Raw genomic sequence first — 14,471 nt, 5'->3', positions numbered from 1 at the left:
CCGCGACCGTCGTGACTCTGACCGCCTGACCGGCGGGCCGGGACTGCCCAGGGGCTCACGTCAGGGCTTCCCGCCCTGGCCGTCCTCGGCGCGCTCCGGCGCACCGCCGAACGCCTCGGAGTCGGGCGCCGCAGCCGTCACCGAACTCACGGTCCCGCCCACGTCAAGAGACGTCCCTGCCGTTGCGCCCGCAGCGACCGCGCTGCCGTGGACCTTGCGGTCCTTGGCCCGCTTCGCGTTGAACTTCTTCTGGCGCGGGTCGAACGCGTCGCGCAGGCCGTCGCCGATGAAGTTGATGCTGAGGCAGATGAGCACGATGAAGAGGCCCGGCCACCAGAAGAGCCACGGACGCGTTGAGAACGCCTCCTGATTCTGCGAGATGAGGAGACCAAGCGACGTGTCCGGAGCCTTGACGCCGACGCCGAGGTAGCTCAGCGCCGTCTCGAGCAGGATCGCCGAGGACATGATGAGCGTTCCGTTGACGATCACGACGCCGATCGCGTTCGGCAGGATGTGCTTGAAGATGATCCGGAAGTTGGACGCACCGGAGATGCGGGCCGCGTCAACGAACTCGCGCTCGCGCAGCGAGAGGAACTCGCCGCGGACGAGTCGGGCGAGGGAGACCCACACGACGAGGCCGAGGAAGATGCCGAGCACCACGACGCCGTTGCTCGCGGCGAACGACGCAAACCACGTGCCCGCGTCGCGGCGGCCGGCCGTCTGGGACATGACGGCGGCGAGGAGCAGCACGGGGATGATGATGATGATGTCGGTCAGGCGCATGAGGATCGTCTCGACCCAGCCGCGGAAGTAGCCCGCGAGGGAGCCGACGACGACGCCGATGATCCCGGCGACGAGGCCGATGATGACCATGACGATGATGGACTGCTGGGCGCCGCGCATCGTCATGGCGAACAGGTCGCGGCCGATCCGGTCCTGGCCGAACGGGTGGTCGCCGAAGCTGAACGGCGAGAGCGTCCACGTCGGGACGCCCTCGTTCACGAGCGGGGTGACCTGATCGTGCTGGTACTTCCACCAGCCGGGGAGCGGACCCCATCCCTCGGACGAGAACGCGAGGATGAATATGATCGCGAAGACTACGAGGCCAACGAGGGCGCCCGAGTGGCCGAAGAACCGCTTGCGGACGATCTGACCGAGGCTCAGGCCCTTGGTCTCGCTGATCGGCTCGATGCCCGCCGCGGGCGCCTTGGTCTCCTTCGCTGCTGAACCAGTGGGGCCAGCCAGCACGTCTTCCTGCTGAGGCTGATGGCTCATGTCACTTCACCCTTACGCGTGGATCGAGAGCGGAGTACACGAGGTCCGCGATGAGATTGAAGGCCAGGGCCGTAATCGCGACGCACACGAAGACGCCCATGACGGGGTTCGGGTCGACGTGCTGGATGCCGTCGAGGAACATGAAGCCCATCCCGTGCACGGAGAAGACCGTCTCGGTGATGACCGCGCCGCCGATCAGCTGGCCGATGTCGAGGGCGACGACGGTCGAGATCGGGATGAGCGCGTTGCGGAACGCATGGCGCATCACGACGGACCGCTCGCTCACGCCCTTCGCGCGGGCCGTGCGGATGTAGTCCATGTTCATGACCTCGAGCATCGACGAGCGCGTGTACCGCGTGTAGCTCGCAAGGGAGATGAGCACGAGGGCGGCCGTGGGCAGGACCAGGTGGGTGAACGAGTCGATCCCCGTGGTCCAGAAGTCGCCCTGGAAGTTCGGCGTCGCGCCGCCAATGGTCGCGATCGGACGGCCGCGGACGAGGCCGTTACCGAAGTACGCGGGCCACGCCTGCAGGAAGCGATCGAGCATGATCAAGCCACCGACGATGAACGCGGTGATGCCGCCCACGCGCATGCCCTGGCCGCGATCGTAGCCGCCCCAGAAGTAGCCCACCGCGATGCCGACCGCCACCGTCACGACCGCGAGGATGAGGACCATGAGCGGCGTCGCGAGGTCTAGCAGCGACTGGATCGGGAAGTAGGCCGCGGCTCCAATGACGACGGTCGTGAGGCCCGCGTAGAGAGCACGGCGGTTCTGCAGGCCGGCCGCGAGGACCGTGATGGCGAACGCGATGCCGACGCCGGCGACAAGGATCACACCGAGGCCCAGGCCCGGGTAGCGGAACCACTGCGTGAGGCTAGCAACCACGAGCACGAGGGTCACGAACGCGAACGCGATGGCGCCAACGATGGCCTTGCGCCGCAGGCCACCCCCGGTGACCACGCCGGCGACGATGCCGAACACGAGTCCGATTCCCAAGGCGACCGTCAGCGGGATGTCCGGATGGGCGAGGAAGTTGTTGAAGCCGATGGCGCCATACTCCTTGAGGAGGACGGCGACCCAGAAGATCGGCAGCGAGAAGAAGAGGAAGGCCAAGAACGTCACGCCGTAGTCCAGCGCGCTGTACTGACGCAGGGCGGTGATGATGCCGAGGGCCACACCCACGAGGATGGCCAGAATCGCGGCGCCCGTGACGAGCGTCAGCGTCTGGACGAGCGCCTGGCCGAGGGCCTGAGTCACGGGCTGCCCGGCAATGTTCTTGCCGAGATCGCAGTTGCCCGCGAGGCAGCTCGCGGCGCCGCCGAGCCATTTGAAGTATCTGATGGGCGCCGGGGTATCCAGATCGAGAAGCTGGGAGCGCGCCTGCATGAGCTGGGCGGAGTTGGGATTTGTCCTCAAGTCGGCCAATGGATCCCCGGAGAGCGCGGTCAGGTTGTAGACCAGATAAGACGCGCCAAGGAGGATCAGGGCTGCGGTGATGAGGCGCCGGACGACGTATGTCACCATGTTTCGTTGTACCTCGAAAGTCAGCTCTCCGAAAGGTGGTCGGACAGCTTGTAGGGGGGCCTAGGGCTGTTCCCGCGGTCGGCGGGGGCCCGACGGCGGGATGGCGGGATGATGCCGGGGGCGCTGCGAAGCGCTGGGACCCACTAGCTCGGTCCCAGCGCTTCTCAGCATCAGAACTCTGGAGAACGAGGGCTACTTAGCAGCCCACTCCCAGAAGTTCCACCACACGCCGCTGCTGTTCGGCATGTACTTCACACCCGTCACGCGGTCGCTGTAGGCATCCACGCCAACCGCCTGGAAGAGCGGGACGCCGTAGGACGCCGCCCAGATCTTCTGGTCGATCTGCTTCTCGAGGTCGGTCTGCTTGCTCTGGTCCGTGGTCTGGACGAGCTGCGTCATGAGCGCGTCGGCCCCGGAATCCGAGAACTTGTTGAAGTTGTTGCCGTTGCCGCTCTTGAAGATCTGCGGCACGCCGGAGACACCGACGCCCGGGTTGATCCAACCGAAGATCGTCGCGTCGTAGCCGCCCTTACCGAGGGCCTTGCCCCAGTCGGACTTGCCAAGGCCGCCGTCGACAATGTTGAAGCCGGCCTTGGTCGCGCTTGCGGCGATGAGGGTGTAGGCGTCAACACGGTTCGGGTTGTCCTTGTTGTACATGATCTTGATCGACGGCGTCTTGCCGGCCAGAAGCTGCTTGGCCTTGTCGATGTTGACCGAATCGTAGGCCGAGGAGCCGTTGTTCTTGGCCGAGTCGGCGTATGCGGCCTGCTGCGGCACGAAGAGCTGCGAGTCGAGCGGCTTCGCGTTCGGGTCCATCTGCTTGATGATCTTGTCCACGATGTCCTGGCGAGGAACCGTGAGCATGAACGCCGTGCGGACGTCCTTGTCGGCCAGCGGGCCGCTGAAGTTCAGGTCGAGGTGGTCGTAGGAGAGCTGGTTGCCCTGATCGACCGTCACGCCCTGGATCGCCTTGAGCTGCTGGATCGTGTCCGAGGACGCCTGCGGGGCGATGATGTCCGCCTCGCCGTTCTTGAGCGCCTGGATCTGTGCCGGAGCCGAACCGATGTACCGGATCGTGATCTGGTCGAGGTTGGGGGTCGGGCCCCAGTTGAAGTCCTTGTTCCGAACAAGCGTCATGGACTGGTCAGCGACCATGTCCTTGACGACGTAGGGGCCGTTCGAAAGGAAGAGGCTCGTGTCCGTGGGGAGAGTCTTCGAATCGAAGCCCGTGTTGTAGAAGTCGGAGGCCTTCTTGAGCGTCTCGTTCGCCGGCTGCGGGCTCGCCGGGTCACCCTTCTTCATGCCCTTCATGAGGTCGAAGAGAGCCTTGGCGTCGGCGAGGCCGGCCTTCTTGGCGACCACGTGAGCCGGGATGTCGATCGTGCCGTTGTTGGGGCCGATCGCGGTCTCCCAGTCGGCGTACGGCGTGGTGTAGGTCAGCGTGAACGACTTGCCGTCCGAGGAAACGTCAGGGAACTTGGTGGCGTTAAGACCCGTGGTGTCGGCGGCGGTCGAGAAGTACGACGTACCCGTCTTGGCCTTGGGGTTCGCGTCATCGAACCAACCCGAGTTGGCCGCCCAGTTGAGCGCGATGTCGTACGCCGTGACCGGAGTCCCATCGGACCACTTCACGCCGTCGTTGATCGTGTACTTGACGGTCAGCGGGCTGTCCGAGGTCTTCTCGTAGTGCCCGAACTTCTCGTTGTGGACAATCTTGAGGGAGTTGTCCACGTAGTAGAAGCCCCAGTGGGTCGCGAGGCTGATCTTGGAGTTGATGTCCGTGTTGCCGTCTGCGGTGTTGGGGTTGAACGTGTTGACCGCGTTCACCTCGACAACAGTGGCGCTGCCGCCCTGCTTGGCAGCCGAGCCGCTCGACGAGGGTGACGTCGATCCGCCCTGGGTTGCGCAGGCGCTGAGGGCAAGCGCAGCAGCTGCCGCAATCCCCACCACCTTGGAAATACGCCCGAAACGCATTCCGCCTCCTTGTTCCATGAATGAAGTGCCGGTGATATCCGGCCGGACGGCCCTCCCCCGAGACACAGGGACGTGGCGCGCCTCACATGGCACACAGCCTACGCACAGTCCGCAGTCGGTGGCTACGAAAGCTCCGTTTCAGATTAAGGTTGTTATCGAGCTGCAACATATCTTTCAGATTAACCACGATCGAACACTAGTTGGACGTCAGCGATTGGGATACCCCAATCGCTAGGCGCCTGAGATCATGCGCCCTACCCAGCGGTACGCCGCCGTCGTCAATCGCTCCGCCGCGCCCGCCTGGCCGCCCGCGTCACCCGAACCAGTTGGCAATCGACCTCGCGAGAAGGGCCTTTTCGTGGCCGTCGAGGTCGGAGGATGAGAGGGTGCACGAATAGTTCGTGCACTGGGGGTTCGTCGGGATCCACCGGGGACCTTCGTCCGCGAGTGATGCCTCGTCTTCCCAGCTGACGGCGACCTGAGACCTGCACAGTGGACACGGAAGCGGACGATAACCCGTCGGAATAGTCGTCATCTGCGCCCCGTTCACTCCACGGCGTGCCCCGGTGCAGGCCGCTCAGGGCTCAGAATATCTCTGCATATTCAAGGTGACATAGGAGAACGCCCGGTCTACCTCGCCGCCCCGGGGGCCCTTGTCATCTGGTCTCTTCGAGGACTTGACCCTCCGTCGCACCACAGCGTTTACTCACGGCACCATCCGCTCTAGTAGTCAGAAACACCTGAGAGGAGTCCGAACATGGACGTGGTCATCAGCGCCGTTTTCAAGTACTGGCTAGGCCAGCAACGCGCGTCCACACAGCTGATCTCAGTGCCGCGCAGCAGGGTACTCGGACAGGCCGCCCTCACCGCAGTGTGGGGTTCACCTGCCTGGGTGAGGATCGCCGACGGACGGAGCTCAGCCTGGTATGGCGAGGCCCCGTTCGGCGGAGAATCCGTCCTTCGGGCAACGACCGACCTGGTGGTGCTTCAGGTCTGGGCAGAGGAGGACGTCAAGGCGGCGGCGGTCGGCACGCTGTTCCTCTCATCTCCGTACAGCTCGCGCCTCAGCGAGATCGACGCGCCCGCGAAGCATTACTCCGGCCTCGGCCCGGATCCCGTTCCCGCAGAACAGTCCAGCTGGGTTGGCTACAACTCCAACGGAGTCATCGCCGGGGTCCACTCCCTCGTCCGATACGAAGGCGCCGACCCCCTCCCGCGTGACGAGGTCGAGCGCGTCCTCCGCGGCTCCTCGAACGCTCGGGAAGAGCTGAGCTTTACGCCAGTCGAGCCGACCGAACTGCTCGCCACGGGACGAGTCCGGGTCGACCCTGCCACCCGCCGACTCGTCGTCGACTGACACAAGCGTCGGTTCACCCACTAGTTCAAGACCTAGACGCTGAAGCGGAACTCCACCACGTCGGCGTCACCGATAACCGTTACGAAGCGCTAAGGCTGCACCATCCGCTGGTCGGTGTTCGTGTAGCTGATCGAGTCTGCCGTGGTCCCGACGAGGCCCATGGTCACCCTGAGGAGGCCGGGCGCGACGTCGTCGAGCGGTGGAGGCGTATCGGTGCCGAGCGCCAGACTGCGCCCGTTGGAGGTCGTGCCGGTGACCGACCCCAGGTAGACGCTGACGTGCCCGCTGAGCACCATCTTGTCCGCCGACGTGACGAGGCCGGGGCCGTTGGCGTGCCGCACGGTGAGGGTGAACCCGGTGATGGTGATCGAGTCGGCGGTGATCTTCAGGGCGCGTTGGCCGCTGCCGTCGGCGGTCGGCACGGTCACGATGCTGACCGAGCTGAGGCCCGTGAAGGACAGGCTCTGGGAGCCCATCGAGGCCGGCGTCTTGGTGAAGACCGTCGTCCCGCTGTCCCGGGGCGCCCCCACCGGGGCGCTGGATGTCGGCTCGGGGGTCGCGGTGGGATCCGGGACCCCCGGGGCGGTAGGGCTGGACCCGGGGCCCGGCAGCAGGGTGCCGGGGACGATGGGGAGCGGCCCGGGGGCGCCCGGTCCCGGCGTGGGAGTGCCCGGCCCCGGCGCCGAGGGGCTCGGCGTCGAGGTGGGGCAGGAGTCCAGGAGTGGCACGCACAGCGCAGTCGGGGCGCTCTCAGGGGCCCGAGCGGCTCCGAGCGTGAAGGGCAGCGCGAGGACCGAGCCGGTCAGGACGGCGGCCACGGCGCGTATGCGGCGCACGTTCACTCCGCCCTCTTTCCTCGCTTGGCCCCCTGCGGGCCCATCCAGGCGACGATCAGGACTCCACCGATCCCGGAGAGGAGCATGCCGATGATGAAGCCGCCCATGTTCACGCCGACGAGGGAGTAGATGGCCACCACGAGCGTGAGGATTCCGTAGAACACGTGGTGGGCCGGCATGGTGACCGACAGGACTCCCAGCAGTACGAGCACGATCGGGATGACGGTGGCCTGGAGCCCTTCGATCCCGAGCTGGATGTGCAGGTGGCCGAGATCTAGCTGCCCGGAGAAGAACATCTCCACCCCGCCGAGGCCGGCCAGCAGGCCGCCGACGAAGGGCCGCCCGCGGCGCCAGTTGCGGAACCCGGCGGCCCGTCCGGGCGCCGTGGCGCTCCGGGACTGCACGGGCATGCCGTCCTCTATGGTCGTCGACGCGCGGCTGCTCAGAAGCATCCCGTGGACCCATCCGTCAGCTGCATGCTCATCCCGGTCAGGGTGAACACCGAGGCCTGCGTGCTCCAGGCTGTCTGCTGCAGATTCGTGATCGAGATGCTGCCGGAGTCCTGCGCGAAGTCGCCGGCGGAGCCCTTCGCCGCGGTGTTGACCGTCGAGGCGTCCACGCCGATGCGGATGTTGCCGAAGGCCGCATCCCCCTTCAGCCCGGTCATCCCGATCTGCAGGTCGGAGGCCGAGGCGGGGTTGCCGCCGCCGCCGGCCTTGATGAGCACGCCCACCTTGCCCAGCGGAGTCTCCGTGACCACGGCCTGGCACAGGTCGGCGAGGGTGGCGCTCTTGATGTTGGCGATCGCCACGGGATGCTCCTTGCCTTCGGTGTCCTTGGCGACGCCGGCGTACTGGGAGAACCCGGTTCCGTCGAGCTTTGAGGCGCCGATCTGGAACTGGCTGCCGGACACGGCGAAGGAGACGGGCACCGCTCCCTCGGCGACGCCGCCCATCAGGAGTGAGGCGGCGAGGGCCGAGGGGACGGCGACAAGCATGATGCGGCCTGCGTGGGACGCGCGCATCCTGCGGACACGCTGCGAGACGGGGAACTTCATTGATCCTCCTGGAACAGGGCCCACCCCGAGCGGCGGGAACTCGGTCGAAGATACCGAGTCTGTTGACTGCTAGTCAATAGGGGTCCGGTGTGGCGTCCGCCGATCAGTAGACTTTCTGCTGTGTCCGAACCGCAGCGCGCCCGCCTCAGCCCCCAGGACCGGAGGGCGCAGCTCATCGCGGTCGGAGTGAATTTCCTGACCGACCACGCACTGGACGAACTGACCATGGACGAGCTCGCCCGCCGGGCAGGCGTCTCGCGCCCGCTGGTGTTCCACTACTTTGAGACCCGGCAGGGCATGCACCGCGCCGTGGTCACGACGGCGCGGGACAGCCTGCTCGTCGCCAGCGTTCCCCGCCAAGACCTCGCGCCGCGCGAGCGGATCCGGGACACGCTGCTGAGGATCGCCGTGTTCGTGCAGGAGCACCGCGGAACTTTCTACTCGTTGGTCAGGGGCACTGCCAGCGGCGACCCCGCGGTGCGGAAGATCGTGGACGAGTCACGGGAGCTGAACGCCGAGCGCCTGTCCGATTCCTTCATCGAGCTTGGCCTGGCGGACACCCCGCTGCTGCGCATCGCCCTGCGGTCCTGGGTCGCGTTCGCCGAGGAGACCCTGATCAGCCTGGCGATCGAGCGGGAGACGAGCGCCGACGACGTCGTGCGGTTCCTGGAGGCGTCCCTGCACGGCATGGTCAACTCCGTCCGCGACCAGCGGCTCTGAGGCGCGTGCGTGGGACGCCCGCTGCTCTTCGACGGCGTCGGGCAGCGTCCGCAGCCGGAAGAAGGGGCCGACGGCGCCGGGAAGAACCCAAGAGCTGGCCCACGACGCCCACTTGCCGCGACACCTCCGAGGACCCGCCGCGGCTAATCGCGCCTGGCGGGGCTCACTTCTTCCCCTGACCTAGACGTTGAAGCGGAACTCCACCACGTCGCCGTCGGCCATCACGTAGTCCTTGCCCTCGATCCGGACCTTGCCGCGGGACTTCGCCTCGCCCATCGAACCCGCGTCGACGAGATCCTCGAAGTGGACCACCTCGGCCTTGATGAAGCCTCGCTGGAAGTCGGTGTGGATCACGCCGGCGGCCTGAGGCGCGGTGTCGCCGCGGTGGATCGTCCACGCCCGGGTCTCCTTCGGGCCTGCCGTCAGGTAGGTCTGGAGGCCCAGGGTGTGGAAGCCGACCCGCGCCAGCTGGTCGAGGCCGGACTCGTCCTGACCGTTCATCTCGAGCATCTCGCGGGCCTCCTCCTCGGAGAGCTCCACGAGATCGGCCTCGAGCTTGGCGTCGAGGAAGATGCAGTCTGCGGGGGCCACAAGCGCGCGCAGCTCGTCCTGCTGCGCGGGATCCCCGAGCACGCCCTCGTCGGCGTTGAACACGTAGATGAATGGCTTGGACGTGAGGAGGTTGAGCTCCTTGAGGGCCGCCATGTCGAGCTTCTCGGTGGTGGCGGCCGCAATGATCGTCACGCCGCGCTCGAGCACCTTCTGTGCGGCCTGCATGGCAGCGAGCTCGGCGGCGTCCCGCTTCTTGTTCTTGACCTCTTTTTCGACGCGCGGAAGCGCCTTCTCGATGGTCTGGAGGTCGGCGAGGATGAGCTCGGTGTGGATCGTCTCGATGTCCGAGCGCGGATCGACGCGACCGTCGACGTGCACGACGTCCGGATCGTCGAAGACGCGGACCACCTGCGCGATGGCCTGGGCCTCGCGGATGTTCGCAAGGAACTGGTTGCCGAGGCCCTCGCCCTCGGACGCGCCCTTGACGATGCCGGCAATGTCCACGAAGGAGACGGTCGCGGGCAGGATGCGCTCGGACCCAAAGATCTTCGCGAGCTGCGCCAGGCGCGCATCGGGGAGGCTCACGACGCCGACGTTCGGCTCGATCGTGGCGAACGGATAGTTCGCCGCAAGGACCTGGTTGCGCGTCAGCGCGTTGAAGAGCGTCGACTTTCCGACGTTGGGAAGGCCGACGATGCCAATAGTGAGAGCCACGGTCATCCATCATACCGGCGGCCCATCGCCGAAAATGTCGGACCCCCATGCCAAGGTGGTCGCATGGACGGAACACAGACTCTCGTGACGGTGCTCGTCGCCCTCCTCGCCCTGTTCGTCGGCGCCGTGGTCGGCTACGCGTTGGCCCGTCGCCGCGCGGCGAACGACGGCGCGGCCCACCCCGCGCTGCAGGCACGCCTCGCCCAAACCGAGGCTCAGCTCGCTGCCGCGACGGCCGAGCGCGAGCTGCTCGCGCGCCAGAACCTCGCGCTCACGAGCCTCGACGAGCAGGAGAACACGGTCCTCCAGGCGCTCGCGCCGGTCGCGGAGAAGCTCAACGCCGTTCAGCGCCAGGTCACCATGCTCGAGCGGGATCGCGTCGAGCAGTACGGTCAGCTCGCGCAGCAGCTGCAGACCGCCCAGGAGTCCGACGCGGCTCTGCTCCGCAGCGCGCATGCCCTCACGGCCGCCCTCGCCAACAACTCCTCGCGGGGAACGTGGGGCGAGGTCCAGCTGCGGCGGGTCGTCGAGGCGGCGGGGATGCTCAACCGCGTGGACTTCAGCGAGCAGGTCTCGGCGCTGGGCGAGGGCGGCGGCGTGCGTCCCGACCTCGTGGTGCACCTCCCCGGGGGCAAGCAGCTCGTGGTCGACGCCAAGGTTCCCCTCGGGGCCTACCTCAAGGCCCAGGACCTGGCGCAGGACCTGAGCACCCCCGCAGCCGAGGCGCGGGCTCGGCACCTCGCGGAGCACGCAAAGGCGCTTCGCGCCCACATCGACACCCTCGGCTCGAAGCGGTACTGGGAGTCGATGGGGGCGAGCCCCGAGCTCGTGGTGTGCTTCCTCCCCGCAGAATCCTTCCTCGCCGCGGCGCTCACGGAGGACGCCGGGCTGCTCGACTACGCGTTCACCCGAAACGTCGCGCTGGCCTCGCCCGCGACGCTCATCGCGCTGCTCAAGGGCGTGGCTTTCGGCTGGCGGCAGGAACTGCTCACCGACAACGCCCGGGAACTCTTCGAGCTCTCGCAGCAGCTGTACGGGCGCCTCGGCACCATGGGCGGCCACGTCTCGAAGCTCGGGTCCTCGCTCAAGGCCTCGGTCGAGCGCTACAACGCGTTCGTGGGCGCCCTCGAGTCGCGGGTGCTTCCGACTGCCCGCCGGATCAGCGCCCTCGACCCTGGCGCACCGGAGACGCTGCCGGACACTCCCCCGGTGTCGAGCACGCCGCGCGTGCTGAGCGCGAGCGAGCTCCTCGACGAGCAGCAGCTACGCGACAGCGGCCTCGCGATCGGCGCCTCCGACGCGGAGATTCGGAGGGTCGGCTAGCCCTTGGGACGCTGGCCGCGGCCACCGAGGCCGCGGCTTCCGTCGCCCGCCTCTTTGAGCGTGGCGCGCAGCTCCTTGGGCAGCGAGAAGAGGATATCTTCCTCGGCCGTCACCACTTCGTCGACCTCGGCGTAGCCGTAGTCTGACGCGAGGCGGAGCACGTCCTGCACGAGGACCTCCGGCACGGAGGCACCGGACGTCACGCCGATCGTCGCGACGCCCTCGAACCACGATTCGTCAACCTCGTTCGCGAAGTCCACCCGGTACGCCTTCTTGGCGCCGTACTCGAGGGCCACCTCGACGAGGCGAACGGAGTTCGAGGAGTTTGCGGAGCCCACCACGATCACGAGGTCGGCCTGCGGTGCGATCTTCTTGATCGCTGCCTGCCGGTTCGACGTGGCGTAGCAGATGTCGTCGCTCGGCGGATCCTGCAGGTTGGGGAACCGCTCGCGCAGCCGCCGAACGGTCTCCATCGTCTCGTCCACCGAGAGCGTGGTCTGCGAGAGCCAAATGAGCTTGTCTGGGTCGCGCACCTCAATCGTGTCCGCTTCCTGGGGCGAGTTCACGACCTGGGTGTGCTCGGGCGCCTCGCCGTACGTGCCCTCGACCTCCTCGTGGCCCACATGGCCGATGAGGAGAATCTCGAAATCGTCCTTCGCGAAGCGCACTGCCTCGCGGTGCACCTTCGTGACGAGCGGGCACGTCGCGTCGATCGTGCGGAGCCCGCGGTCCTCCGCCGAGCGCACCACCGCGGGGCTCACGCCGTGGGCCGAGAACACCACAAGGGCGCCCTCGGGAACCTCATCGGTCTCGTCCACGAAGATCGCGCCGCGCTCCTCAAGCGTCTCGACCACGTGGCGGTTGTGCACGATCTGCTTGCGGACATAGACCGGCGGGCCGTAGTGCTCGAGCGCCTTCTCGACCGCGATGACGGCGCGGTCCACCCCGGCACAGTAGCCGCGTGGCGCGGCGAGAAGCACGCGCTTGCCGCCGGCCACGGGAGCCGCACCGGCCACGTCCTCGGGAGAGCGGCGGCGGCGCGGAACCGCGGGCATAGACAGGGACACGGAAGCGGACGTCATGATTCCATGCTAGCGACTAGGTCTCGCGAGTCCGTCCGGCGCCGTCGGATGCGGCCCGCTGCGCCGACTGCCGCCCCGACCACAAGGAGCGCCGCGCCGCCGACCGCCACGCCGCCAATCCACGGTTGGAAGCTCGTGGCTGCCAGCTCGGCGGCGCGCGCGCCGAACGTCGATGACATCGAGCCGCTGCTCCCGAGGGCCGAGCCGACCGCGGGGACGAGCCCGGTGGTCAACTCGTACGCCGCGGCAACGACGAGGAGCCCCAGACCGGCCCATGCGAGGGCCACGCCTCGATGGCGCGCTGCGAGCAATCCGAGTGCGAGGGCGAGGACCGCGCCGAGCGAGAGCGGCTGGGCAAGCCCGGAGAGGTCTTGTGCTCCCGTGACCCACGATCTCTGCTGCGCTGTGCCGACCTGCACAACAAGCGAGGAGGGCGCGGGGAGCGTCACACCGATGGCCCCTCCGAGCTTCGACACGAGGAGCGCCGCCACCGGCCGAAGCTGGAGCTCGAACGCGTTCGCGGAGGCCGCGCCCGGCGTGAAGTTGAGCTGATGGCTTGCTCGGAGTGTGTCCGACCACGCCTGCGGGAAGCGCGGATCGGAGACGAGCCCTTGGGCAAGGCCCTCAATGGCCTTCTGCGCGACCGGACGCGCGACGGCCGGGATCCCTGAGTTCGCGAGCACGGCCGTGTCGAGATTCGACACGAGCGCCGACTGGAGATCGGCGTCGCGCGCCATCGGATCGAGCAGCCGGACGAATCCGGCCTCGTCGGCCACGTTCTGCTGGAGCCAGAGGGCGGGGGCCGCGACCGCGGCGAGGACGACGGCGAGCAGCACGGAGAGTGCGGAGACAAAAGTACGCATGGCTTCCCGGGGTCGGCGGCAACGCACCCATCGTAGTGCGCCGAGCCCGCCGCCCCTCAGAGTGTCGGCGGGCCGTGATACATGTGGGACATGAGCCAGGATGCCGGGGAGGGGGACGCGATGCCCGAATCAGCCGAGCGCGTGGACGTCGGTCGGACGAGGAGCGGGGAGTTCGACGCGGCGACCGACGATGGCTCCGGCGGGTCCGAGGAGCGCCGCTCGCTCCCCGAGCGCGCCGCGGACACGACGCCGGACAATCCGTGGCCGCTCGCCCTGCTCTCGCGCAAGCTCAAGGAGCACATCGACAAGTCGCCCCAGGTCTGGATCGAGGGCCAGGTCATCGAGCTCAATCGCCGCGGCTCCAACGCTTTCCTCACCCTTCGGGACGTGGAGGCCGAAATCTCGCTGTCGGGGTCCGCGTGGAGCCAGGTCATGGCCCGGCTCAAGGAACCCCTCGAGCGTGGTTCGCGCGTCGTTGCGCTCGTCAAGCCGGAGATGTGGCTCAAGACCGGGCGCCTCAACATGCAGGTCCGGGACATCCGGCCGGTCGGGCTCGGCGACCTGCTGGCCCGCATCGAGCGTCTGAGGCAGGCCCTCGGCGCCGAGGGTCTGTTCGCCGAGTCGCGCAAGAAGCGCCTTCCGCTGCTGCCTCATCGCATCGGTCTCGTGACGGGCCGCGACTCCGACGCGAAGAAGGACGTCCTGCGGAACGCCGCGCTGCGATGGCCCGCTGTCCACTTCGAGATCCGCGAGGTCACGGTTCAGGGCGCGAGCGCGGTGGCCGAGGTCGTCCGCGCGCTGCGGGAGCTCGACGCGATGCCCGAGGTCGACGTCATCGTGATCGCCCGTGGCGGCGGCTCGCTCGAGGATCTGCTTCCGTTCAGCGACGAGCGCCTTGTCCGGGCGGTATCCGAAGCCGAGACGCCGATCGTGAGCGCGATCGGGCATGAGGCCGACCGCCCGATCCTCGACGACGTCGCAGACCTGAGGGCGTCGACGCCAACCGACGCGGCGAAACGCATCGTTCCCGAGGTGTCCGAGGAGCTTGCCCGCGTGCGGCAGGCCCGCGAGCGGCTCGAACGCCAGATCGAGCTGCACGTGTCCCGTGAGCTGCAGCAGCTCGCGCTCTTGCGCAGCCGCCCCGTACTCGCGCACCCCGAGCGCATGCTCGAGGTGCGGCACGAGGACCTCGA

The 14,471-nt window shown here is 67.7% G+C and carries 13 protein-coding genes; 4 read left to right on the top strand and 9 right to left on the bottom strand.

Going from position 1 to position 14,471, the window contains the following annotated elements; all coding sequences use genetic code 11:
• Nucleotides 1-60: 60 nt before the first annotated feature.
• The 3 genes from ACLN58_RS09710 to ACLN58_RS09700 all read right to left on the bottom strand — a co-directional run bounded on the left by ACLN58_RS09710 (nt 61) and on the right by ACLN58_RS09700 (nt 4,774).
• Entirely contained in the window at nt 61-1,275 is a 1,215-nt protein-coding gene (locus ACLN58_RS09710) for an ABC transporter permease (RefSeq protein ID WP_415855056.1), read from the bottom strand.
• 1 nt (nt 1,276) lies between these two features.
• Nucleotides 1,277-2,800, bottom strand: a complete 1,524-nt coding sequence (locus tag ACLN58_RS09705; protein ID WP_415855055.1) for an ABC transporter permease — start codon at nt 2,798-2,800, stop codon at nt 1,277-1,279.
• A gap of 192 nt (nt 2,801-2,992) precedes the next feature.
• The gene (locus ACLN58_RS09700) at nt 2,993-4,774 is read right to left on the bottom strand and encodes an ABC transporter family substrate-binding protein (RefSeq protein WP_415855054.1); all 1,782 of its coding nucleotides are present in this window, start codon (nt 4,772-4,774) and stop codon (nt 2,993-2,995) included.
• A gap of 757 nt (nt 4,775-5,531) precedes the next feature.
• Between ACLN58_RS09700 and ACLN58_RS09695 the strand changes: the two genes are divergently transcribed.
• On the top strand, nt 5,532-6,131 hold the full coding sequence (locus tag ACLN58_RS09695) for a hypothetical protein (RefSeq protein WP_415855053.1): 600 nt from the start codon (nt 5,532-5,534) through the stop codon (nt 6,129-6,131).
• Between the two features lie 89 nt (nt 6,132-6,220).
• On the opposite strand, the gene ACLN58_RS09690 is transcribed toward ACLN58_RS09695, so the two are convergent.
• From ACLN58_RS09690 to ACLN58_RS09680, 3 genes are read right to left on the bottom strand one after another with little or no spacing between them, the layout of a single operon-like run.
• The gene (locus ACLN58_RS09690) at nt 6,221-6,967 is read right to left on the bottom strand and encodes a hypothetical protein (protein ID WP_415855052.1); all 747 of its coding nucleotides are present in this window, start codon (nt 6,965-6,967) and stop codon (nt 6,221-6,223) included.
• 2 nt (nt 6,968-6,969) lie between these two features.
• Nucleotides 6,970-7,419 (bottom strand): DUF6114 domain-containing protein, encoded by a 450-nt coding sequence (locus ACLN58_RS09685; RefSeq protein WP_415855051.1) that lies wholly within the window; start codon nt 7,417-7,419, stop codon nt 6,970-6,972.
• Nucleotides 7,410-8,024, bottom strand: a complete 615-nt coding sequence (locus ACLN58_RS09680; RefSeq protein WP_415855050.1) for a DUF6230 family protein — start codon at nt 8,022-8,024, stop codon at nt 7,410-7,412. The genes ACLN58_RS09685 and ACLN58_RS09680 overlap by 10 nt, the downstream gene beginning before the upstream one ends.
• Before the next feature lie 120 nt (nt 8,025-8,144).
• Here ACLN58_RS09680 and ACLN58_RS09675 point away from each other — a divergent pair, with 120 nt between their 5' ends.
• The gene (locus ACLN58_RS09675) at nt 8,145-8,744 is read left to right on the top strand and encodes a TetR/AcrR family transcriptional regulator (RefSeq protein ID WP_415855049.1); all 600 of its coding nucleotides are present in this window, start codon (nt 8,145-8,147) and stop codon (nt 8,742-8,744) included.
• Between the two features lie 180 nt (nt 8,745-8,924).
• Here ACLN58_RS09675 and ychF read toward each other — a convergent pair whose 3' ends face one another.
• Nucleotides 8,925-10,010 (bottom strand): redox-regulated ATPase YchF, encoded by a 1,086-nt coding sequence (ychF, locus tag ACLN58_RS09670; protein ID WP_415855048.1) that lies wholly within the window; start codon nt 10,008-10,010, stop codon nt 8,925-8,927.
• Between the two features lie 63 nt (nt 10,011-10,073).
• On the opposite strand from ychF, the gene ACLN58_RS09665 reads away from it, so the two are divergent.
• Nucleotides 10,074-11,333 (top strand): DNA recombination protein RmuC, encoded by a 1,260-nt coding sequence (locus ACLN58_RS09665; RefSeq protein WP_415855047.1) that lies wholly within the window; start codon nt 10,074-10,076, stop codon nt 11,331-11,333.
• On the opposite strand, the gene ACLN58_RS09660 is transcribed toward ACLN58_RS09665, so the two are convergent.
• The gene (locus tag ACLN58_RS09660) at nt 11,330-12,415 is read right to left on the bottom strand and encodes a 4-hydroxy-3-methylbut-2-enyl diphosphate reductase (protein ID WP_415855046.1); all 1,086 of its coding nucleotides are present in this window, start codon (nt 12,413-12,415) and stop codon (nt 11,330-11,332) included. The genes ACLN58_RS09665 and ACLN58_RS09660 overlap by 4 nt on opposite strands.
• Nucleotides 12,412-13,278 carry a hypothetical protein gene (locus tag ACLN58_RS09655; protein WP_415855045.1) on the bottom strand — a complete coding sequence of 289 codons (867 nt, stop codon included), beginning with the start codon at nt 13,276-13,278 and terminating at the stop codon, nt 12,412-12,414. The genes ACLN58_RS09660 and ACLN58_RS09655 overlap by 4 nt, the downstream gene beginning before the upstream one ends.
• A gap of 90 nt (nt 13,279-13,368) precedes the next feature.
• Between ACLN58_RS09655 and xseA the strand changes: the two genes are divergently transcribed.
• A partial coding sequence (xseA, locus tag ACLN58_RS09650) for an exodeoxyribonuclease VII large subunit (RefSeq protein ID WP_415855044.1) occupies nt 13,369-14,471 on the top strand: 1,103 nt, incomplete at its 3' end.

This window comes from Sinomonas sp. G460-2, from assembly GCF_047759905.1.
Lineage (GTDB): Bacteria > Actinomycetota > Actinomycetes > Actinomycetales > Micrococcaceae > Sinomonas.
The sequence above is the reverse complement of the archived record's forward strand: the minus strand, read 5'-3'. Positions and strand labels throughout refer to the sequence as shown.